The 20,300-nt window shown below is 63.9% G+C and carries 19 protein-coding genes; 17 read left to right on the forward strand and 2 right to left on the reverse strand.

The features are described from left to right. Positions 1-107 precede the first annotated feature (107 nt). From acpP to KUV45_RS10840, 10 genes are all read left to right on the forward strand, one after another. The gene (gene acpP / locus KUV45_RS10795) at positions 108-341 is read left to right on the forward strand and encodes an acyl carrier protein (protein ID WP_021820799.1); all 234 of its coding nucleotides are present in this window, start codon (positions 108-110) and stop codon (positions 339-341) included. Between the two features lie 244 nt (positions 342-585). Beyond that, on the forward strand, positions 586-1,824 hold the full coding sequence (gene fabF / locus KUV45_RS10800; protein ID WP_222163034.1) for a beta-ketoacyl-ACP synthase II: 1,239 nt from the start codon (positions 586-588) through the stop codon (positions 1,822-1,824). Then, positions 1,824-2,624 carry an aminodeoxychorismate lyase gene (gene pabC, locus KUV45_RS10805; RefSeq protein WP_222163035.1) on the forward strand — a complete coding sequence of 267 codons (801 nt, stop codon included), beginning with the start codon at positions 1,824-1,826 and terminating at the stop codon, positions 2,622-2,624. Before fabF ends, pabC begins: the two co-directional genes overlap by 1 nt. Before the next feature lie 92 nt (positions 2,625-2,716). Continuing rightward, on the forward strand, positions 2,717-3,721 hold the full coding sequence (mltG, locus tag KUV45_RS10810; RefSeq protein WP_222163036.1) for an endolytic transglycosylase MltG: 1,005 nt from the start codon (positions 2,717-2,719) through the stop codon (positions 3,719-3,721). 44 nt (positions 3,722-3,765) lie between these two features. Then, positions 3,766-4,443, forward strand: coding sequence for a dTMP kinase (tmk, locus tag KUV45_RS10815; protein ID WP_222163037.1), 678 nt, complete (start codon positions 3,766-3,768; stop codon positions 4,441-4,443). Continuing rightward, on the forward strand, positions 4,434-5,432 hold the full coding sequence (locus KUV45_RS10820) for a DNA polymerase III subunit delta' (RefSeq protein WP_224852037.1): 999 nt from the start codon (positions 4,434-4,436) through the stop codon (positions 5,430-5,432). The genes tmk and KUV45_RS10820 overlap by 10 nt, the downstream gene beginning before the upstream one ends. Before the next feature lie 97 nt (positions 5,433-5,529). After that, positions 5,530-6,360 (forward strand): TatD family hydrolase, encoded by an 831-nt coding sequence (locus tag KUV45_RS10825; RefSeq protein WP_206937443.1) that lies wholly within the window; start codon positions 5,530-5,532, stop codon positions 6,358-6,360. 103 nt (positions 6,361-6,463) lie between these two features. Beyond that, a complete protein-coding gene (locus KUV45_RS10830) occupies positions 6,464-7,000 on the forward strand; it encodes a DUF1285 domain-containing protein (protein ID WP_222163038.1) in 537 nt (178 codons plus the stop codon). Then, entirely contained in the window at positions 7,000-9,255 is a 2,256-nt protein-coding gene (locus tag KUV45_RS10835; RefSeq protein ID WP_222163039.1) for an ATP-dependent helicase, read from the forward strand. Before KUV45_RS10830 ends, KUV45_RS10835 begins: the two co-directional genes overlap by 1 nt. Positions 9,256-9,349: 94 nt before the next feature. Beyond that, a complete protein-coding gene (locus tag KUV45_RS10840) occupies positions 9,350-10,198 on the forward strand; it encodes a sulfurtransferase (RefSeq protein WP_206937448.1) in 849 nt (282 codons plus the stop codon). Between the two features lie 51 nt (positions 10,199-10,249). Here KUV45_RS10840 and KUV45_RS10845 read toward each other — a convergent pair whose 3' ends face one another. Beyond that, a complete protein-coding gene (locus KUV45_RS10845; RefSeq protein ID WP_222163040.1) occupies positions 10,250-11,491 on the reverse strand; it encodes a dicarboxylate/amino acid:cation symporter in 1,242 nt (413 codons plus the stop codon). A gap of 260 nt (positions 11,492-11,751) precedes the next feature. Further along, complete coding sequence (locus KUV45_RS10850) at positions 11,752-13,419, reverse strand: electron transfer flavoprotein-ubiquinone oxidoreductase (RefSeq protein WP_222163041.1); 1,668 nt, start codon at positions 13,417-13,419, stop codon at positions 11,752-11,754. Between the two features lie 681 nt (positions 13,420-14,100). Between KUV45_RS10850 and KUV45_RS10855 the strand changes: the two genes are divergently transcribed. The 7 genes from KUV45_RS10855 to KUV45_RS10885 all read left to right on the forward strand — a co-directional run bounded on the left by KUV45_RS10855 (position 14,101) and on the right by KUV45_RS10885 (position 20,282). Then, the gene (locus tag KUV45_RS10855; protein WP_222163042.1) at positions 14,101-14,853 is read left to right on the forward strand and encodes an electron transfer flavoprotein subunit beta/FixA family protein; all 753 of its coding nucleotides are present in this window, start codon (positions 14,101-14,103) and stop codon (positions 14,851-14,853) included. Further along, positions 14,850-15,776: an electron transfer flavoprotein subunit alpha/FixB family protein gene (locus tag KUV45_RS10860; RefSeq protein ID WP_206937461.1), complete on the forward strand. Its 927-nt coding sequence runs from the start codon at positions 14,850-14,852 to the stop codon at positions 15,774-15,776. The genes KUV45_RS10855 and KUV45_RS10860 overlap by 4 nt, the downstream gene beginning before the upstream one ends. A 408-nt stretch (positions 15,777-16,184) precedes the next feature. After that, entirely contained in the window at positions 16,185-17,000 is an 816-nt protein-coding gene (locus KUV45_RS10865) for a DUF3450 domain-containing protein (protein ID WP_224852036.1), read from the forward strand. Beyond that, the gene (locus KUV45_RS10870) at positions 17,000-18,553 is read left to right on the forward strand and encodes a MotA/TolQ/ExbB proton channel family protein (protein ID WP_224852035.1); all 1,554 of its coding nucleotides are present in this window, start codon (positions 17,000-17,002) and stop codon (positions 18,551-18,553) included. The genes KUV45_RS10865 and KUV45_RS10870 overlap by 1 nt, the downstream gene beginning before the upstream one ends. Next, a complete protein-coding gene (locus KUV45_RS10875) occupies positions 18,531-19,070 on the forward strand; it encodes a MotA/TolQ/ExbB proton channel family protein (protein ID WP_206937464.1) in 540 nt (179 codons plus the stop codon). Before KUV45_RS10870 ends, KUV45_RS10875 begins: the two co-directional genes overlap by 23 nt. After that, entirely contained in the window at positions 19,063-19,473 is a 411-nt protein-coding gene (locus tag KUV45_RS10880; protein WP_206937467.1) for a biopolymer transporter ExbD, read from the forward strand. The genes KUV45_RS10875 and KUV45_RS10880 overlap by 8 nt, the downstream gene beginning before the upstream one ends. Further along, positions 19,470-20,282, forward strand: a complete 813-nt coding sequence (locus tag KUV45_RS10885; RefSeq protein ID WP_222163043.1) for an energy transducer TonB — start codon at positions 19,470-19,472, stop codon at positions 20,280-20,282. Before KUV45_RS10880 ends, KUV45_RS10885 begins: the two co-directional genes overlap by 4 nt. Positions 20,283-20,300 lie beyond the last annotated feature (18 nt).

Genomic DNA, 20,300 nt, shown 5'->3' on the forward strand with positions numbered 1-20,300 from the left:
TGTGTTGCGTCGACCCCAAGGGGTCTATAAACTACCCCGCAGTTTAGTTGCGGAATTAACCAGCTGGTCATCAGAACGGCTAACGTGAACGACTGGAGTATGTCTAAATGAGCACCATCGAAGAGCGCGTGAAGAAAGTTGTAGCAGAGCGCCTGAACGTCAAGGAAGAAGATATTCAGAACTCATCTTCCTTCACCGAGGACCTGGGCGCTGATTCCCTGGACACCGTTGAGCTGGTGATGGCGCTGGAAGAGGAATTCGACACCGAAATTCCTGACGAAGAAGCCGAGAAAATTACCACCGTTCAGGAAGCGATCGACTACGTCAACGCCAACCAGTAAGCCCGTCTCGATACGTCGAGTCGGTCTTGCGGTGGTGGACATGTCCGCTTGCTGAAAGGCCGGGGAGTCTACTCCCCCATGAGCCGCTCTGGTTATTCCAGGGCGGCTTTTGCGTGGTCGGCCAGGTAGCCTCGAACCAGGTTGCCGGGGGGAGCACAGTGGCATCTGTCTCGGGTATAATGCGCGCAACCGACGGTCCCCTGAGGGCAGGGCCGCAATTTCAAGGAAGTCTGGAGGAAAGCTGATGGCTTGCAGAAGGGTAGTGGTGACAGGCCTTGGTCTGGTCACGCCGGTGGGCAACACCGTCAAGGAAAGCTGGGACAGCATTCTGTCCGGCAAGAGCGGTATCGCGCCCATCGAGCACTTCGATGTCAGCGGCTTCAATACCCGCTTTGGCGGCTCGGTGAAGAACTTCGACATCAGCCCCTATCTCAATCCTAAGGATGCCAGGAAGATGGACCTGTTCATCCAGTACGGGATTGCGGCAGGCGCTCAGGCGATTGAGGATGCGGGCATCGAGTGCACCGACGAAAATGCCGACCGCATCGGTGTAGCCATCGGCTCGGGCATTGGCGGCTTGCCGATGATCGAGCACAATCACAACGCGCTGAACAAGAGTGGCGCCCGGCGTATCTCGCCGTTCTTCGTGCCGGGGTCCATCATCAACATGATCTCCGGCAACCTGGCGATTCAGCACGGCTTCCGCGGTCCCAATATTGCCATCACCACGGCCTGCACCACCGGCACTCACAACATCGGCTACAGTGCCCGCACGATTGCCTACGGCGATGCCGATGTGATGGTCTGTGGTGGCGCCGAGATGGCGACCACGCCTCTGGGTCTTGGTGGTTTCTCGGCCGCTCGTGCGCTGTCGACGCGCAACGACGATCCCCAGTCGGCAAGCCGCCCCTGGGACAAGGATCGCGATGGCTTTGTGCTCTCCGACGGCGCTGGCGTGGTGGTCCTGGAAGAGTACGAGCATGCCAAGGCCCGTGGCGCCACCATCTACGCGGAGCTGATCGGTTTCGGCATGAGTGATGACGCCTACCATATGACGTTGCCACCGGAAGATGGTCGTGGTGCAGCGGCCTCCATGGCCAATGCCATCAAGGATGCCGGTATCGATGCCTCCGAGATCAACTACGTGAACGCTCACGGTACCTCGACGCCTGCCGGTGACCTTGCCGAGAGTCGCGCGGTCGAGAAGGTCATGGGTGCGGCGGCCAATCAGGTGGCCGTCAGTTCCACCAAGTCGATGATCGGTCATCTGCTGGGGGCCGCCGGTGCCGTTGAGGCCGTCTTCAGTATCCTGGCGATCCGTGATCAGGCGCTGCCGCCGACCATCAACCTGGACAACCCCCAGGAAGGCTGCGTGCTGGATTACGTTCCGCACACCGCCCGCGATGCCAAGGTAGATGTCACGCTGTCCAACTCCTTTGGGTTCGGCGGCACCAACGGCACCCTGGTGTTCAAGAAGGTGTAATGGAAGAGCCCGTGCTGCCCCTGAGCGATCGGGGGCTTGCTTATGGTGACGGCCTGTTCGAGACGATTCTGGTGCGTGATGGCCGGCCGCTTCTGTGGGCCGAGCACGTGGATCGGTTGCTGCGAGGGTGTCGAGCGCTGAGTCTGCCGCCTCCGCGGTCGGCCGAGCTGATCGACAGCCTGGCATGTTGCGGCCCGGGGTTGGGGGTGCTCAAGCTGGTGTATACCCGCGGTAGCGGTGGCCGAGGCTATGCGCCTCCCCCGTCGGTGAGTCCGCGCCTGGTGTCGACCTGGTCTTCATTTACGCCGGACGCCCGGCGTTGGCACGAGGGCGTGCAGGTGCGCCTCTGCCGGCTGCGGCTGGCCGCACAGCCGGCGCTGGCGGGCATCAAGCACTTGGCTCGTCTGGAGAATGTCCTGGCACGCAATGAATGGCACGACACCGAGATCGCCGAGGGTCTGATGCTGGATGAGCATGGCGCGGTAGTGGAAGCGACCGCCATGAACGTGTTCTTGCGAGCGTCTGAAGAGGCTCCTGTGGTGACGCCGCCACTCGATCGTTGCGGCGTGGCGGGCACGCTGCGCCAGGCCTTGATCGCGGCCGGAGCGGTCAGCGAGGCGCCGCTGGACGTCGATCAACTACAGGCGGGAGCGTCGCTGTGGGTGGGCAACAGCGTCCAGGGTGTCTGGCCGGTCAAGCAGCTGAGTGACAGCCAAGGGCGGCAACTATCGCGGTGGACGGTCACGCCGTCCGGTAGCTGCCAGTTTCAGCAGCAGGCGCACGCCCTGTTGGGTTACTGAGATGCCGCTGGCTGTCCCTCCGCTTCCCCCCTCATGCGGTGCCAACGGATGTTGACCTGCGTCGAATCGGCGCAACCTGATAAGGAATGATCATGCGCACAGCGCTGAAAGCTCTGTTGATTCTTGTGGTGCTGGGTGCCGCCGCGATGTTTGGTGGTTATCAGTACTGGCAGCAGCGCCTTGGGGCCGAGATTACGCTGGACCAGCCCATGCTGTACGAGGTCTCTCCCGGCGACGGATTCAACCGCGTGGTGAGTGAGCTTGAACAGCAGGGCGTGCTGGCCGATGCCTGGGCCTTCAAGTTGCTGACTCGGATCGAGCCCGATCGCGTGCCGTCGCTCAAGGTCGGCGAATATCTGCTGGAGCCGGGCATGAGCGGCATGCAGGTGCTGGATAAACTGGCCAGCGCCGATGTCGTGACCTATAGCGTGACGATTCCGGAAGGCTGGACCTTTCAGCAGATGCGCGACGCTCTCGACGGTGCCGAAAAGCTGGCCCACCTGACGACCGACATGTCCAGCGATGACCTCATGGCAGAGCTTGGGCGAGAGGGTGATCACCCTGAAGGGCGCTTCTTTCCAGACACCTACACCTATCACAAGGGAGTGTCGGACCTGGAAATCCTGCGTCAGGCCATGAAACAGATGGATGACCTGCTAGCCGGCGCCTGGGCCGAGCGCGACGACGACCTGCCGCTGGCGACGCCGTATGAGGCGTTGATCATGGCTTCATTGATCGAGCGCGAGACCGGTGCTCCCGAGGAACGTCGCGAGATCGCTGGCGTGTTCAAGCGACGGATGGAGCGCGGTATGCGGCTGCAGACGGACCCCACGGTCATCTACGGCATGGGAGAGCGCTATGAGGGCAACATCACCCGTGCCGATCTGCGTGAAGCCACCCCTTACAACACCTATGTCATCGATGGCCTGCCGCCGACGCCCATTGCGCTTCCAGGGCGTGCCGCCATTGAGGCAGCGGTGCATCCGGCCGAGGGCGAGACCCTGTATTTCGTGGCGAAAGGGGATGGCACGCATCATTTCTCGCGGACCCTTCGCGAACACAACAACGCCGTCAACCGTTACATTCGTGGCCGCTGACGATAGCGCCATGGGTTGATCCCCTGTTTCCACTACGGTGCTTCATGACTCACGACAAGCAAGAAAAGGCCGGGTTGCCGCGCGGTCGTTTCATCACCCTGGAAGGAGGAGAGGGGGTCGGCAAGTCCACCAACGTCTCCTTCGTGGTTGCCGAGCTCGAGGCCCGCGGTATCGAGGTGGTGCAGACCCGAGAGCCCGGCGGCACGCCGCGGGCCGAAGCCATACGTGAGCTGCTGCTGGCGGCCGCCGAGGAACCCCTGGACAGCGATGCCGAGCTGCTGCTGGTATTCGCCGCCAGGGCGCAGCATCTTGCTCAACGGATACGTCCGGCGCTGGCACGGGGTGCCTGGGTGGTCTGCGATCGCTTTACCGATGCCACCTTTGCCTATCAAGGTGGAGGTCGAGGGCTGTCCTTTGAACGTATTGCGCTGCTTGAGCGGCTGGTGCAGGCGGAGCTGACTCCCGACCTGACGCTGCTGCTCGATATGCCGTTAGAGGTCGCCGAGCAGCGCCTTGCGGCTCGGCTGGATCGCACCAAGACGTCGCGCGATCGCTTTGAACAGGAGCAGCGCGACTTTTTTGAGCGGGTGCGCCTGGCCTATCTCGCGCGGGCTGAGCACGATTCACGGCGGGTGGCGACCATCGACGCCGACGGCAGTCTGGACACGGTCCAGCAGCGTATCCGCCTGGTGCTGGACGAGCGAGTGCAGCAATGGACGTAAGGCATGCCATGGCCGAGCCAATGCCGTGGCTGATGCCGCGCTGGCAGGAGTTGGTGAGGCTGATGGACAGCGCAAGGCTGCCCCACGCCGTGCTGCTGTCGGGACCTCGTGGGCTTGGCAAACAGACCCTGGCAGAAGCGCTTATCGCCCGTGCTCTTTGTGCTGCACCTGGCGAGACGGCCTGCGGCCACTGTCACGGCTGTCATATGCTGGCGGCAGGCTACCATCCTGACCTGCTGCGCGTGACGCCTGACGAGGGCAAGCGAATGATCCGCATCGACCCGATTCGTCAGGTCAACGCCTTCGTCTCGCAGACGGCCCAGCAAGGCGGGCGTCGGGTGATCGAGATTCGTCCTGCAGAGGCGATGAACGTGGCCGCCTCGAACGCATTGCTGAAAAGCCTCGAGGAGCCGGGTGAGGATACCCTGTTCGTGCTGGTGTCCGATATGCCGTCCCATTTGCTGCCGACCATTCGTTCTCGCTGCCAGCAGTGGAGCTTGAAGCCCCCCGCGTTGGAGGAATGCCTGCCATGGTTGTCCCGTGAGCTTGGCTCCGACGAGGAAGCGCGTTTCTGGTTTCGCGCGGCCGGAGGCTTGCCGCTGGCCGCCCGTGAGCTGGCCGAGCCAGGGTCACGCAGCCTGCGCCAGCAGCTGCATGAAACCTTTGATGCCCTGGTGCGAGGCGCCGAGCCGGTGGCCGAGGCGGCACGCCTGGACCGCCAGGCCATCGATGCCATCCTGTGGTACGGTATCGCCTGGCTCGAGGACTTGATTCGTCTCGGCCTTTCCGGAGAAGCCGCGGAGCTGCGCAACCCGGATCTGGCGCCGCTGTATCGGCAGGCCGTCAAGAATGCCCGGGTCCGGGACTGGTTTCGCCTGCTCGATTACGCCCGTGAGCAGCGTCGGCTGCTGGCCGAGGGGGGCAACCCCAATCCCCAACTGGTGCTCGAAGCCTGGCTGGTGCGCTGGGCTGCCCTGTTGCGCTCCTGAACGGCGTCAACGTGCGTTGATATCACTTTGCCGAGCAGGCGGCGCTCACCTGGTCGGGTGATCCCCGCCTGCTGTCAGTGTCCGACAAGAGATTCCGATGTTCATAGATTCCCATTGCCATCTCGATCGCCTTTCCGAGGATACCCACGGAGGAGATCTCGACGCCGCCCTGGAGGCGGCGCGTCAGCGTGGTGTGCAGCAGTTCCTGGCGATCAGTGTGACCCTTGAGGGAGCGCAGAATCTTGCCGCCATTCGGGCCCGGCATGCTGACGTCGTCATGTCGGTAGGCGTGCATCCGCTGCATTCGGTCGAGCACGAGCCCACGGTTGCCGATATCGTTGCCTGCGCCAAGGCGCATCAAGCGGTCGCGATTGGTGAGTCCGGCCTCGACTATCATTACGACAGCGTACCGGTCGATGTGCAGCGAGAGCGCTTTATTCGTCATCTCAAGGCTGCGACCGAGCTATCTCTGCCGATCGTGATTCATACGCGTGAGGCGCGGGAGGAAACGCTGGCCCTGATGCGCGAGCATAGCGACCCCTCGGTAGGTGGGGTGCTGCACTGCTTCACTGAAGACCTGGATATGGCCAGGGAAGCCGTGCGGCTAGGGTTCTACATCTCGCTGTCAGGGATCGTCACCTTCCGCAACGCCAAGCAGGTGAAAGAGGTGGCCCGCCGGGTTCCTCTCGATCGTCTGTTGATCGAGACCGACAGTCCTTATCTGGCTCCGGTGCCACACCGCGGCAAGCCTAATGAACCGGCTTGGGTGGTCGAAGTGGCCCAGTGTATCGCCGACGAGCGGGGGATCAGTGTCGAGGAGGTGGCCATGCAGACCACCGCCAACTTCTATCGTCTGTTTCCTGCGGCAGCCCCCGAGGCGCCGGAGGAAATCAAGCAGGCCTTACGTGATGCTGGCTTCGTCGAATAGCTGGCCGTCTTCAATGAGTAGCCGCCCGTGTTTATCGAGTCGGCGCCTGTCTTCATTGAGTAGCCGCCTGTTTCATCGAGTAGGCGTTAGGGAGAACACGTTCATGCGACTGGATCACATCCTCCAAGGCATTGCCGAATTTGGCGAGCGTCCGCCGCTGGACGAGTGGGCTCCCGCGCTCAGCGGCGAGATGGATCTGGTCATCGCCCGTGATGGTCGCTGGGTGCACGAAGGCCGTGATATCGAGCGCCCTGAGCTGGTCAGGCTCTTTGCACGCATCCTGCGGCGTGAGTCAGACGGTCAGTACTATCTGGTCACTCCGGTCGAGAAGTGGCGAATACAGGTAGAGGACACCGCATTCGTCGTGGTGGACGCCGACTATGTCGACCCCTGCTGGCGGCTGACGACCAATGTGGGCGAGCGTGTGAGTCTGGGGAAAGCGGCGCGGCTGACCCTGACCACCACGCCCATGGGGGAGTGGGTGCCAGAGGTGGGACTGCCGTTCGGACTGAGTGCGCGTCTCGGACGCAACGTGTTCTATCGGCTGGTGGAGCTTGCTGAGGTGAAGGAGGCGGATCTGGGCATCCATAGTGAGGGTGTCTGGCAGCCGTTGGGGCGGCTGGAGGGCGAGTCGCGCTGATGTCTGCTGTTGGTGATAGGTTTCCCTCTTCTTCCGCGGACGCTCAAGCGGGCACGCTGTGGTCGACGCTAACCCCGGAGCAGCAGGCCGTGGTGTCACATCAGCGCGGTCATGCCAGGGTGGCGGCGGTCGCCGGTGCCGGCAAGACCACCACGCTGGTCGCCAGGGTGTTGCACCTGCTGGCCGGTGGCGCCCAGGCTCGGCGCATGATGGTGCTGATGTTCAACCGAGCCGCGCGGGAAGACTTCCAGCAGCGCTTGGCCGCGATGGCGCCGGCGGGTATCGAGTTGCCCGAGGTGCGCACCTTCCATTCCCTCGGCCATCGACTGACGTCCAGTCTGGTGCGCTGGGGCGCCTTGCCTCGACGGGAACTGCTGACCGCCGACTGGCAGCAGGAGCGGCTGTTACGTCAAGCGACCCTTCAGGCCCTGGAAGACGTCGACGAAGACCGCGACGCGGCGCTGGAGCCAGATCGCATCGAGGAGCTGGCGCATTTCTGCGCGCTGGCCAAGGCTGAGGTCATCGAGCCCCAGATACTGTATGAGCGACTCGAGCTTGGCGATGGAACCCGCCATTTTGTCAGTGCCTTTCACTGTCTCGAAACCCTGATGGCCGACAATGGCGTCATGACCTACTCGGATCTGCTGTTCCGTCCCTTGCTGGCACTGGAAGGAGACGAGGGGCTGCGTCGCCGCGTTGAGGGATTTCTCGACCACGTCATTATCGATGAATACCAGGACATCAATGCCGCCCAGCAGCGGTTGCTGGCAGTGCTTGCCGGTGCCCGGGCAGATGTCATGGCCGTGGGAGATGCCAACCAGTGCATCTATGAGTGGCGAGGGGCGCATCCCGACGCCATGCTCGATAACTTTACCCAGGTATTTGGCGTGGCGACCGACTACCCGCTGTCCACCACCTTTCGTCATGGTCATGCCCTGGCCCTGGCCGCCAATCATGCCATTGCCGGCAATGGCCGGGGGGCGGACCAGCTGTGTATCGCCGGGCCCAGCACGCCCCAGACCAGCCTGTCGGTGGCCCGAGGCGCGAGCGCCTTTCTGGAGACACTGGCGGCGTGGCAGCAGCAGGGCCGCTGTCTCAGCGATGCCTGCCTGCTGGTGCGCAGCTGGACCCTGTCGGTGCCTTTGCAGCTGGCGCTGTTGCGAGAAGGCATTCCCTTTCGCCTGGCCCGTGAAGACCGGTTCGTCTTTCGGCTTCCGTTGGTCGAGGCCCTGGCCGGTTATCTATCCCTTGCCCTGTGGCCTGAGCAGCTGCGCGATCCTGCCGCGTTGATGCCGATGTTCGCCCAGCCGACCTGCTTTGTGCCCCGGGAGGTGCTGTCCTCGCTGGTACAGCGCCTGGCCGAGACCCAGGCTTGGCCGGGGCCGGGTGACGCCCTGCTTGAGCGGCTCAAACCTCATCAGAAGCGCACGCTGAAGCGTCGCTGGGCGCTGCTGTGCGAGCTGCCTCGACTGTCGCGCCTGAGTGCGGATGCGCTGCTGGAGCACGTTGTCGCCGAAGTCGAGGCCGAAAAGGTGCTCAAGCGAGCCGCATCGCGACGTGACAAGGGCGAGGAGGACGTGCGCCTGCTCGATGTGCTGATCGAGCAGGCGCGCGAGGTCAAGGACGTCGCCACCTTCATCGAGCTGTTGCGGCGGCCGGTGGAAAACCAGGAACAGGGCGTGCTGATCAATACCGTGCATGGCGCCAAGGGACTGGAATGGCCGTTGGTGATCGTCGGCTCCGTCAATGAAGAAGACTTCCCGCACTACAGTCGCGACAACCCGCTATCGCCTCAACGACTCGAGGAAGAGCGTCGCCTGTACTACGTCGCCATTACCCGCGCCATCGAGCGGCTGGTCGTGTTGCATGACGGTGGCGACCACCGGCCGAGTCGTTTCATTCAGGAAAGCGCCTGCCAGGACGCCAGCGCGGTGGCCGAGGCTCTGTATGCTGGCACCAGTGAAGCGCCGCCGGCACCGTCGGAGCCTCTCAAGGTGGCGGCGCCGGCTCTGATCCAGCGCTACCTGGCGGCGATCGGTCAGAGCCTGACGCTCTCCGCGGCGGAGCGGGCCCGCGCTGACGGCGAGTATCGTGTCGGTGAGCGTGTTCGCCATGGGGTCTTTGGTGACGGCGAGGTCGCCGTCGTCGAAGGAGATCCTGCCAATCCGGTCATCGAAGTGCGTTTTGACCACGCCGGCAAGCGCCGACTGATCGCTCGCCGTGCCCCCATCGAGCGGCTGGGCCAGCCCGCCTGAGCGCCGTCTTCCAAGGGTGACGCTAGCCTGTGACGTTGGCGTTGTGGACGGCAACGCCTATGCTGTCGGTTCCTTTGTCGAAACGGAGTTCGCCATGGTGCATCCATTGATCGATGCCGAGACCCTGCGCCAGGAACTGGAAAGCGAGACACCGCCGCTCGTGCTGGACTGTCGGGTTCGGCTTGGAGATCCCCAGGCTGGCGCGGCGTTGTGGCGACAGGCCCACGTGCCGGGTAGCCTGCATCTCGACCTGGACCGTGATCTATCCGGTCCGAGCGACGGTCCTGGCGGGCGGCACCCGCTGCCCACCCAAAGCGATTTTGCCGCCTCCCTGCAGCGGCTCGGGGTATCGCCACAGCAGCCGCTGGTAGTGGTGGATGACACCTCCGGTCAGCTGGCCGCTGCACGGGCCTGGTGGATGCTGTCGATATGGGCGGGTCACCCCCATGTCAGGCTGCTGGATGGCGGCCTGGGCGCCTGGGAAGAGATTGCCGGGGACTGGGAGGTTGGCGAGGCTGCTCCGCGGGAGCCGTCGAGCTGGCAGCCTGAGTTCGACACCAGCGGCATCGTCTCCCTGAATGAGCTGGTGGCAAGCGAGGTGCTGAAGGTGGATGCCAGGGCAGGAGAGCGGTTTCGCGGTGAAGTGGAGCCGCTGGACCCCCGCGCGGGCCACATACCCGGCGCCGTCAGCCGGCCCTGCAGCCTGAATCTGGACGAACATGGACGCTTCAAGCCGGCCGAGGCGCTCGACCGCGAATTGCCCCAGGCCGATAGCATCGTCGCCTATTGCGGTTCTGGGGTGACCGCCTGTCATAACCTGCTGGCCTATCGGCTTGCCGGACGTCCGCTGCCCCGGCTCTATGTCGGTTCCTGGAGCGAGTGGAGCAGCGATCCGGCGCTGCCCGCCGAGGTAGGCCCGTCAGCATCACCATCGCCGGACTGACGTGGGATGGTGAGCGCTGACGGGGCAGGCGAGTGCGTCAGTAAGAGGGTGTCAGGAGGAGGGCGACCGGGGGGCTGAACTGGCCGGTACCTCGTCGCCAGGGCGCCGTTCAAGTCGCGCCAGCAGCATGGCGTTGGCGGTGTTCCCCATCACGTTCAAGGCGGTGCGGAAGCCATCGGTAAAGCGGTCCACGCCGGCCACGACCGCAACGCCTTCCAGCGGCAAGCCTGCGGCAGACAGCACGGTGCTCATGGCGACCAGGCCAGCACCGGGCACTCCGGCGGTGGAGAATGACACCAGCAGGCCGGTCGCAAAGATGGTGGCCGCCAGCGTAAGCGTGATGTCGACTCCGAACAGCTGGGCAACGAACAGCGCGTTGAAGCCTTGCAGCACCGCAGCACCATCACGCTTGAGCGCCGTGCCGAAGGGTAGGGCAAAGGCGCTCAGCTGACTGGGTGCGCCGTAATCTCTGGCGTTGTTGAGCGCGATGGGTAGGGTGGCATTGGAACTTGCCGTACCCAGGGAGAAGCTCAGCGCCTCGCCGAAGTGGCGCAGGTAGGCCAAGGGGCGCGCTCCGGCAACGGCCAGCAGCGCCAGATAGAAGACCGCCATGGCCGCAATGGCCGCAAGCAGACCGATGACGTAAAGCCCCAGTTTCAATAGCAGGTCGAAGCCTTGGGTCGCCACCACCGAGGCGATCAAGGCAAACACCCCGATCGGGGCCAGGCGCAGCACCATCGACAGGATCTTCAGGGTGATGTCGTAGCCGCTCTGCAGCACTTCGATCAAGGGGCGGCTCTGCTCCGGTAGCTGACGCGCAGCAATGCCCACCATGGCCGCTGCCAGGATGATCTGCAGCAGGTTGGCCTGGGCCAGAGCTTCGAAGGGATTTTTCGGTACCAGGCCCACAAGCCATTGGGCGAGGGGCGTTGGGTCCCTTGCCTCGATGCTGGCAGAGCCGGCGCCGTCGACGCCGAGGCCAGGTGTCAGCCAGGCGGCGACCCCCATGCCGATGGCCAGAGCGACGGCGCTGGTGACAACGTAAAGCAGCAGCAGTTTGCCGGCGTAGCGGCCAACGTTCTCGCTGCGATCCACCTGGGTGAAGCTCAGTACCAGAGCGCAGAAGACCAGAGGGACCACGATGAACTGTAGCAGGCGCAGGAAGATCTGGCCCAAGGGGGTCAGCAGCTGGGTATCCAGCGCCGCCGCGAGCTCAGGAATGAATAGATTGATACCACCGCCGGCCAGGATCCCGAGGATCAGGGCCAGCAGTATTTGACGGGTATGGGCCATGCTATCTCCCGGTGAAAAGGTTCGAGTTGGGGCTCAGCCCTCGAGTGGCGAGCAAGCCAGTCGTCTACAGAGGTGGCTCTGGCTCAGCGTTGAGGGCGTCTGGCCCAGATGAGCGGGGGCACACTATTGGGTGCCGCCAAGCGCTTGGCAAGCGTTCTAATAGACCGATTTGTTATGACGTTAATGTATTGTCACGAAACAAAAAAGCGGACGGGGTTTGCCCGTCCGCTGATGTCTTGCAGTGCCGCCTAAGGCGAGCGTCACATATTCGGGTAGTTGGGCCCGCCACCGCCCTCTGGGGCGACCCAGGTAATGTTCTGGGCAGGATCCTTGATGTCACAGGTCTTGCAGTGCACGCAGTTCTGGAAGTTGATCTGGAAGCGTGGGCTGCCGTCTTCACCTTCGACCACTTCGTAGACACCGGCCGGGCAGTAGCGCTGCGCGGGCTCGGCGTACTCGGGGAGATTCTTGTGAATCGGAATGTCCGGGTCGGTCAGGCGCAGGTGGCAGGGCTGGTCCTCCTCGTGATTGGTGTTGGAAAGGAACACCGAGGACGATTTGTCGAAGGACAGCTTGCCATCCGGTTTGGGGTAGTCGATCTTCTCGAACTGACTCGCCGGCTTTAGCGCAGCGTGATCCGGCGTGGTGTCATGCACGCGTGGAAGCTTGCCGCCAAGAAGCTGATCAACGAAGTTGTAGGCGCCGCCGCCGACGGTGCCATACTTGTGAATGGCGGGGCCAAAGCTGGCGCTTTGCTCGAGCTCCTTGTAGGCCCAGCTGTCCTGCCAGCGGCGCTCGAAAGTGCTCAGCTCGTCGCCACCTTCAGAGGCCTGTGCCAGGGCGTCAAAGACGCTTTCGGCCGCCACCAGGCCGGACTTCATGGCGGTATGGATGCCCTTGATCTTGGCGAAGTTCAGGGTGCCGGCGTCGCAACCGATCAGCAGACCGCCCGGGAAGGTCATCTTGGGCAGGCAGTTGAGCCCGCCCTTGGCAATCGCGCGGGCGCCGTAGGCCACTCGCTTGCCCCCCTGCAGATGCTGGCTCAGCACGGGATGGTGCTTCATGCGCTGGAATTCGTCGAAGGGCGAGAGGTAAGGGTTCTGGTATCCCAGGTCCATGATCAGGCCGACGACGACCTGCTGATTCTCGGCGTGGTAGAGGAACCAGCCGCCATGACTGTCCTTGTCGAGAGGCCAGCCAGAGCCATGCAGGACGAGGCCGGGTTGGTGCTGCTCGGCGGGCACATCCCACAGCTCCTTCAGGCCAATGCCGTAGTGCTGGGGGTCCTTGCCGGCATCAAGCTGGAACTCGCGAATCAGGCGTTTACCAATGTGGCCCCGTGCGCCCTCTGCAAACAGCGTGTACTTGGCCCGCAGTTCCATGCCGGGCATGTAGCCGCCTTTTTCGCTGCCGTCCGCGGCGACCCCCATATCGCCAATAAGAATGCCGCGGACCACACCATCCTCGACGATGGCGTCCTGTGCGGCGAAGCCGGGGAAAATTTCCACGCCCAGTGATTCGGCTTGCTCCGCCAGCCAGCGGCAAAGATTGCCGGCGCTGATGACATAGCGGGTCAGGTCGCCACCGGTGTTGTGCATGGACTTCGGCACCAGCGCGTTGGGCAGTTTCTGGGCCTTCTCGGCGTCCTTGAGCAAGTAGACTTCATCGCGGGTGGCTGGAGTGGACAGCGGAGCGCCGCGCTCCTCCCAGTCGGGGAACAGTTCAAACAGGGCGCGGGGCTCAAGCACTGCACCGGAAAGAATATGAGCGCCGACCTCTGAGCCTTTCTCGACAACGCACACCGTAAGTTCCTGCTCTGCCTCATTGGCTTGCTGCATCAAGCGGCATGCGGCGGCGAGGCCAGAGGGGCCGGCGCCAACGATGACCACATCAAACTCCATGGTGTCGCGTTCTACTTGTTCTGACATCTGGTGCTTTCCTCCTCAGGAAGACGCCGGCTGCCACCAACGTCTTACAGATTTTAAACGGTCGTTTGCTTCACGGTATAACTCATGATAGGCATAATAGCGTCGTCAGGTCATCCTTACGATGGTCGACTGTTGGCACAGCGCAGGGCGCCTTGCTGGGGATTGTTGCGCACGGCCGGGCTGTGGCACATTGAAGGAGCCGCTGCAGGCCCTATCAAACGCTTGCGTGAAGCGCCGCGACCTCGGGGCCGAGTCCACGCAGACGCCGGAATGAAAGGCGTTGGCGCGCTGGAGCGAGGTTGTTGGTGGGCCATGACGACGGTGGGAGAGGACCTGGCAGCGCTGTGTCAGGCAGGTAGCGGATGCTGCCCAGGGTGTTGCGTTATGCGCTAACTCCATGAGTGCATAGCGAAATGTTCTTGAATCGGCGGCTTGATGCAAGACGTCGAAGGGTGAGTCGATAGATAGTCGGCTCGCCGGTGTAGCGCTCAAGTGTGCAGAGGAAGCGTCGGTAGCGGGGAGTGCCTCAGCGGCGTCGGGGTCAGGGCAGCGCCCGGTGCTCGGCCGTGCTGTATGTCGGCGAGCGTGGCGGCTCCGTCGGGGGCGACACACCGTGCCAGCGTTTTCTTGAGGATTCCTTCCTTTTATTCAGGGTTCCCCAGTGAACCAAGTGAGGACGACATGAAAGTACTCGTCGCGGTCAAACGCGTCATTGATTACAACGTCAAGATTCGCGTCAAGCCGGACGGCAGTGATGTGGACCTGACCAACGTCAAGATGGCCATGAATCCTTTCTGCGAAATCGCCGTGGAAGAGGCCGTCCGACTCAAGGAGCAGGGCGTAGCGACCGAAGTCGTGGCGGTGACCGTTGGTCCCAAGGCGGCCCAGGAGCAGCTTCGCACCGCCTTGGCGTTAGGAGCTGACCGTGCCATTCACGTCGAGAGCGACGAGCGAGTGGAATCCCTGGGCGCCGCCAAGGCGCTGGCCAAGGTGGTCGAGAAGGAGGCGCCGCAGCTGGTGATTCTTGGCAAGCAGGCCATCGATTCCGACAACAACCAGACCGGCCAGATGCTGGCGGCCCTGACGGGCATGCCTCAGGGTACCTTCGCGTCCGCGGTGGAAGTGGACGGTGAGACACTGAAGGTGGTGCGCGAGATTGACGGCGGACTGCAGACCGTGGCGCTCAAGCTGCCGGCCGTCGTGACGACCGACCTGCGCCTGAACGAGCCGCGCTACGCCAAGTTGCCTGACATCATGAAGGCGAAGAAGAAGCCCCTGGACGTGCTGACCCCGGCAGAGCTCGGAGTCGAGGTGGCCAGCGGGCTTACCCTGGTCAAGGTCGAGCCGCCGGCCGAGCGCCAGGGCGGTGTCAAGGTAGGCTCCGTGGATGAGCTGGTCGACAAACTGAAGAACGAAGCGAAGGTGATTGCATGAGCATCCTGGTTCTCGCAGAACATCATGACGGTCAGCTGGCTGACGCCACCGCCCACGTGGTTGCTGCTGCTCAGGCCATCGGTGGCGACATCGATGTGCTGGTGGCGGGTCAGGATCTGGGCAGTATTGCCGAGGCAGCGGCCAAGCTGGACGGCGTGGCGCGGGTGCGGGTAGCCGACAGCGAGGTCTTTGCCCATCAGCTGGCCGAGCCTCTGGCGGACCTGTTGGTCTCCCTGGCGGATGATTACAGTCACGTTCTGGCGGCGGCCTCCACCACCGGCAAGAACGTGCTGCCACGCTTGGCGGCATTGAAGGACGTTGCGCAGATCTCCGAGATCATCGCGGTGGAAAGCGCCGATACCTTCAAGCGCCCGATCTACGCAGGCAACGCGATCGCGACCGTCCAGAGCGGCGACGCGCTGAAGGTGATTACCGTTCGTTCCACCGCCTTCGACGCTGTGGCGCAGGAAGGCAGTGCCAGCGTGGAAGCAGTGGACGCCGCTGTCGATAACGCACTGTCGAGCTTTGTCGGCGAGGAGCTGGCCAAGAGCGACCGTCCCGAGCTGGGTGCCGCACGAGTGGTCGTCTCCGGCGGCCGCGGTATGGGAAGCGGCGAGAACTTCAAGATTCTCGATAGCGTTGCCGACAAGCTGGGTGCTGCCATCGGTGCCTCGCGTGCGGCCGTGGATGCGGGCTTTGTCCCCAACGACATGCAGGTCGGCCAGACCGGCAAGATTGTCGCGCCGGATCTGTACATTGCCGTAGGCATCAGTGGCGCCATTCAGCACCTGGCGGGGATGAAAGATTCCAAGGTCATTGTGGCGATCAACAAGGATGAGGAAGCCCCCATCTTCCAGGTCGCCGACTACGGCTTGGTGGCGGATCTGTTCGAAGCGATTCCGGAGCTCGACAGCAAGCTGTAAGCGCACTTTCTGTGCGCCTGGTAAGACGCCGCGGCCATTGGGCCGCGGCGTTTTTTTTGGCGCTGGCGCCGCAGCAGGGGACGGGCTCAGCAGGGGGGCAGGTCGCGTGGCCTGCTATACCCGAGGCTCCTGCGGGGACGACAGGACAGCCGGCAGCGCTCCTGGAGGCTTGCCGGATGTCTGCAGGCTCGGCCTAGGCTGTGCAGCACCGCAACTCCAGGCGATGGCGTTTGGCGATTGATGCGCCGACGGCCCTGGGCTGGAGGGGCATCTGGACAGGGGGAAGCGGGGTATGTCCTTGTCTCGCATTGATAACTATTCGTGTTTCGGGTACTGTCTCTGCATTTGACGCGGCACGTCGATCCGACCGGGATGCGGCGAGCGAGACGGTATGGCGGAGGCCGAGGAATGGCGAAGACAGATCTGCGGGCATGGCTCAGTGTCGGCACGGCAAGCTCAGGGCGAGCGGCGGTCAGCGCAGTGGCGTTGATGGTGGGGCTCGGCGTGAGTGGGGCAGCATGGGCGCAATCAGAGCAGGCCAGTGGCGGTGGTGAGGCCTTGGAGGCGCAGCGCACTCAGGCCGAACTGCAGCAGCGTATCGACGCTGCCGACGAAACGGTTCGCGAACGCATCGCCGAGCTGCGTCAGGCCGAACAGGAAGCGGAGCGTCTGGCGGCTTACAACGATTCGCTGGCGCCCCAGCTCGAGCGGTTGGCCACTACCCTGGACGAGCGCCGGGCGGGCATGGCCACCATGTCGGCGACCAGAGAAGCCTTGCCGGGTGTGCTCAGCGAGATGACCGAGCGTCTGGACCGATGGGTAGAGCAAGACATTCCCTTTCTGCACAGCGAGCGTAGCGCCCGGGTGACATCACTCGAGAACAGTCTGTCGAGTCCACAGCTGTCTAGCGCTGAAAAGCTGGAGCGGGTGGTCGCGGCCTGGCAGGCCGAATTGGCCTATGGGCGCGAGCTGGATGCATGGCGCGGCACCCTTGAGCAGGCAGATAGTCGTCGCGAGGTGGACTATCTGCGCCTGGGGCGGGTCGGCTGGTACTACCTGACGCCTGACGGCCATGAGGGCGGCGTGTGGCAGCAGGGCGAGTGGCAGCCTTTGAGCGCCGCGCAGCGCGATCAGGTCGAGAAGGGCATGCAGATTGTTCGTGATCAGCGTGCCCCGGACTTGCTCGAACTTCCCCTGTCACAATTAGGCGAGGAGGCCAACTGATGTTCTCTCCGATGAATGGCTCTCGTCATGGCGACGCCCACACCCGCAATGCGGGGGGAGTCGTGTCCCGCCCGTCCATGGCATGGTGCCGCACAGCGTTGGTGGCGGCGCTGTTGTCGACCGTCTCGCTGGCGGCGACTGCGCAGCAGAATAATGAGCAAGCACAGCAGAATAATGAGCAAGCACAGCAGGATAATGGCCAGGCGCAGCAGAATAGTGAACAGACGCAAGTCGGCGAGCTGCCGCTCGCCACGTTCAAGCTAGAGCGTGAGGCCGCAGAGGCACGTGATCGAGAGCGCCTGGCTGGGCTCGTAGATGACAGCGAGGCGCTTGCCGCCGCTCTTGCGGACGCGCAGCAGCGCCGCGACGCCGCCCGCGCCGAACGCGAGAGGCTGGAGTCCGACATGGCCGAGACTCGCGCTGCGTTGGACGAGATCTCCGCCGCGCGAGACGCCGAGGGAGGAGACTTGACCGCGGTATTTTCCGCGGTGGCAGGTGCCACTGGCGAGCTACGAGATGAGCTGGGCCAGAGCTGGCTGACGTTAGGTGCCGAGACAGCGTTGCCGCCGCGTCTCGACGATGAGGCGATTCTCACCGTCCAGCATATCGAGGCGCTTGCCGATAGCCTGATGGGCATGACCGCAGAGACTGCCAAGGTGCGTCAGATAGAAGCGCCGGTGGCGGCATCCAATGGCGAGGTCGCCAGTCGTCCGGTGACCCGGGTGGGTGATCTGATGGCATTTTCTCAGGGCGAGCTGCTGGAACGGGTTGGCGAAGAGGGTCGCCTGGCGGCGGTGGAGCACACGCCGACGGCGGTGCGTAAAGCACTGACCGCCTACCAGGCCGGGGAGTCCGCCAACCTGCCCGTCGACCCTGCTGACGGTCGCGTTGTCGAGGCACTGTCGCGACAGCCCAGCCTGGTTGAGCGCTTCCACCAGGGCGGAGCGGTCGGCTATGTGGTCGTGGCGCTTGGCGTGCTGGGGCTGCTGGTAGCGGTTGGCCAGTACCTCTATCTGCTGAGGGTCAGCGTGACGACTCGACGTCAGCTCTCCAGCATGGAAAGCCTGCGCTCCGACAACCCGCTCGGGCGCGTGCTGTCCCGTTTCCACGCCTTTGGTGCAGATCATGCGCCCGAGGCGCTGGAGGCGCGCCTGGACGAGTGTCTGCTGGCGGAACAACCTCGCCTGGAGCGCGGCCAAGCGCTGGTCAAGATGCTGGCGGCGGTGGCCCCGTTGCTCGGCCTGCTGGGTACGGTGACGGGGATGATCGTGACGTTCCAGTCAATCACGGTGTTTGGTACTGGAGATCCCCAGCTGATGGCGGGGGGGATCAGCCAGGCGCTGGTGACCACCGTGCTGGGCTTGATCACTGCGGTGCCTCTGCTGTTTGCCCACACTGCGCTGTCGTCACGTTCACGCTCGCTGATCGGCACGATGGAAGGAAAGGCCAGTGCCGTGTTGGCTGACCGTCTGGAAACTCGCGCGGCGCCGGTGAGTGGGACCTCCACACAGCAGCAAGGAAGCAGGCAGCATGCCGACTCACCCCTGGCTTGAGCCCCTTTATTGGCTAGTCGACGCCGGTGGGCCAGTGCTGGTGGGTATCGCCGTGGTCGCCATGCTGCTGTTTTCGGTCGGGCTCGAGCGCTGGTGGTTTTTCCGCTTTCACTATCGCCCCGCGCGGGCCGCGCTGATGCGGCGCTGGGTAGAACGTCATGATCATGTCAGCTGGAGCGCTCGCACCCTGCGTGAGACCTGGGTGACGGAGTTGATTCGGCGTCTGCGTGGACCGCTGCCCTGGCTCAAGCTGCTGGTGGTGATCTGCCCGCTGCTGGGCCTTCTTGGCACGGTGACCGGCATGATCACGGTGTTCGACAGCCTGTCCCTTGCGGACAGCAATCAGGCCCGAGCCATGGCGGATGGGGTGGCGAGAGCGACGCTCCCGACGTTGACCGGCATGGCGGTGTCCGTGGTTGGCCTGCTGTTTATCACACGACTCGAACATATCATCCGGCGCGAGGATCAGCGGTTGCATGATCGCCTGGCCCGTGCCGCGGAGGACGCACATGCGTAGACGTCGACTGTCCGCCGGCGCCGAAGAATCCAGCGAGGTCAATCTGACCCCCATGCTGGACGTGGTCTTCATCATGCTGATCTTCTTCATCGTCACCACCAGCTTCATCAAGGAGAGTGGTGTCGAGATCGAAAGGCCAGAGTCATCGGCCGCGTCGGCAAGGCCTGACGTGCAGGTGCTGGTGGCCATTACTCCGGAGGGAGCCCTCTGGGTCGATGGGCAGCCCGTGGATATTCACCGTGTAGGCACGACAGTGGCCGGCATGCTGTCTGATGACGGTTCCGTGGTGATACAGGCGGATCGTAACGCGGCGACCGGTGTGCTGATCGAGACCATGGACCGTTTGCGTGATGCTGGCGTGGACAAGGTCGCGGTAGCGGCGGAGAGGAGCTCCGACGCATGAGGCGAGTGGGAGCCCTGATCGCGGGAGGCCTGTTGACGCTGGCACTGTTTGCGCTGCTGGCACTCCTGGTGTTGCCGCCGGAGTCGGAGCCTGAGCTGAGAGAAGAGATCACGCTGTCGCTGGCCGAGCCGGTGGCACCCCAGGCAGAGGCGCCGGCGGAGTCATCAGCGGCATCGTCGGCAGCGCCACCGCCGCCGCCCCCGGTGCAGGCCGCACCAGCGCCACCTGCACCGGCGCAATCGGCAGTCAGCGAAATACGCTTGCCGGACCCGGAAGTGGTGCCGCCCAAGCGGGAGGTCCAGACCCTGGACAGTCGCTTGCCGGAGCTGACAGAAACGCCGCCGGAGCCCAAGCCGCAGCCGCGACCAGAGCCGCGACCAGAGCCTCAGCCTGAGCCCCAACCTCGCCCCGAGCCGACACCGCAGCCGGTGGCGACCCCGGCACCTTCGCCTTCGCCTGCGCCCACCCAGGCGTCCAGCGGCAGCGGCAGTGCCGCCAGCGCGGGGGCCGGGGCAGCAGCGCCCGCGTCCAATGAGCCGGTCGATGTGGGGACGTCAGCCCGTGCCACGCGCAAGGTGCCGCCGGAGTATCCGCGTCGGGCGCAGCGTCGGGGACTCGAAGGTTACGTGGTCATGCAGTTCATTATTCGTTCCGACGGCAGCGTCGATCGCGGCAGCATTCAGGTGGTCGATGCCAGTCCGCGAAGAGTGTTTGAGGACGCCGCACGGCAAGCCATTGCAGGCTGGCAGTTCGAGACAGCCTCCGGCCTGCGCCGGGCGCGCCAGCGTCTCGAGTTCCAGTTGAGGTAACGCCGGTGATGAAACCAG

The sequence above is a fragment of the Halomonas sp. DP3Y7-2 genome (genome assembly GCF_019800795.1).
Taxonomy (GTDB): Bacteria; Pseudomonadota; Gammaproteobacteria; order Pseudomonadales; family Halomonadaceae; genus Halomonas; species Halomonas litopenaei_A.

Bases quoted from the DNA above. Each gene is read 5' to 3' on its own strand.
- acpP (WP_021820799.1), top strand. From the start codon at position 108: ATGAGCACCATCGAAGAGCGCGTGAAGAAAGTTGTAGCAGAGCGCCTG.
- fabF (WP_222163034.1), top strand. From the start codon at position 586: ATGGCTTGCAGAAGGGTAGTGGTGACAGGCCTTGGTCTGGTCACGCCG.
- pabC (WP_222163035.1), top strand. From the start codon at position 1,824: ATGGAAGAGCCCGTGCTGCCCCTGAGCGATCGGGGGCTTGCTTATGGT.
- mltG (WP_222163036.1), top strand. From the start codon at position 2,717: ATGCGCACAGCGCTGAAAGCTCTGTTGATTCTTGTGGTGCTGGGTGCC.
- tmk (WP_222163037.1), top strand. From the start codon at position 3,766: ATGACTCACGACAAGCAAGAAAAGGCCGGGTTGCCGCGCGGTCGTTTC.
- KUV45_RS10820 (WP_224852037.1), top strand. From the start codon at position 4,434: ATGGACGTAAGGCATGCCATGGCCGAGCCAATGCCGTGGCTGATGCCG.
- KUV45_RS10825 (WP_206937443.1), top strand. From the start codon at position 5,530: ATGTTCATAGATTCCCATTGCCATCTCGATCGCCTTTCCGAGGATACC.
- KUV45_RS10830 (WP_222163038.1), top strand. From the start codon at position 6,464: ATGCGACTGGATCACATCCTCCAAGGCATTGCCGAATTTGGCGAGCGT.
- KUV45_RS10835 (WP_222163039.1), top strand. From the start codon at position 7,000: ATGTCTGCTGTTGGTGATAGGTTTCCCTCTTCTTCCGCGGACGCTCAA.
- KUV45_RS10840 (WP_206937448.1), top strand. From the start codon at position 9,350: ATGGTGCATCCATTGATCGATGCCGAGACCCTGCGCCAGGAACTGGAA.
- KUV45_RS10845 (WP_222163040.1), bottom strand. From the start codon at position 11,491: ATGGCCCATACCCGTCAAATACTGCTGGCCCTGATCCTCGGGATCCTG.
- KUV45_RS10850 (WP_222163041.1), bottom strand. From the start codon at position 13,419: ATGTCAGAACAAGTAGAACGCGACACCATGGAGTTTGATGTGGTCATC.
- KUV45_RS10855 (WP_222163042.1), top strand. From the start codon at position 14,101: ATGAAAGTACTCGTCGCGGTCAAACGCGTCATTGATTACAACGTCAAG.
- KUV45_RS10860 (WP_206937461.1), top strand. From the start codon at position 14,850: ATGAGCATCCTGGTTCTCGCAGAACATCATGACGGTCAGCTGGCTGAC.
- KUV45_RS10865 (WP_224852036.1), top strand. From the start codon at position 16,185: ATGGCGAAGACAGATCTGCGGGCATGGCTCAGTGTCGGCACGGCAAGC.
- KUV45_RS10870 (WP_224852035.1), top strand. From the start codon at position 17,000: ATGTTCTCTCCGATGAATGGCTCTCGTCATGGCGACGCCCACACCCGC.
- KUV45_RS10875 (WP_206937464.1), top strand. From the start codon at position 18,531: ATGCCGACTCACCCCTGGCTTGAGCCCCTTTATTGGCTAGTCGACGCC.
- KUV45_RS10880 (WP_206937467.1), top strand. From the start codon at position 19,063: ATGCGTAGACGTCGACTGTCCGCCGGCGCCGAAGAATCCAGCGAGGTC.
- KUV45_RS10885 (WP_222163043.1), top strand. From the start codon at position 19,470: ATGAGGCGAGTGGGAGCCCTGATCGCGGGAGGCCTGTTGACGCTGGCA.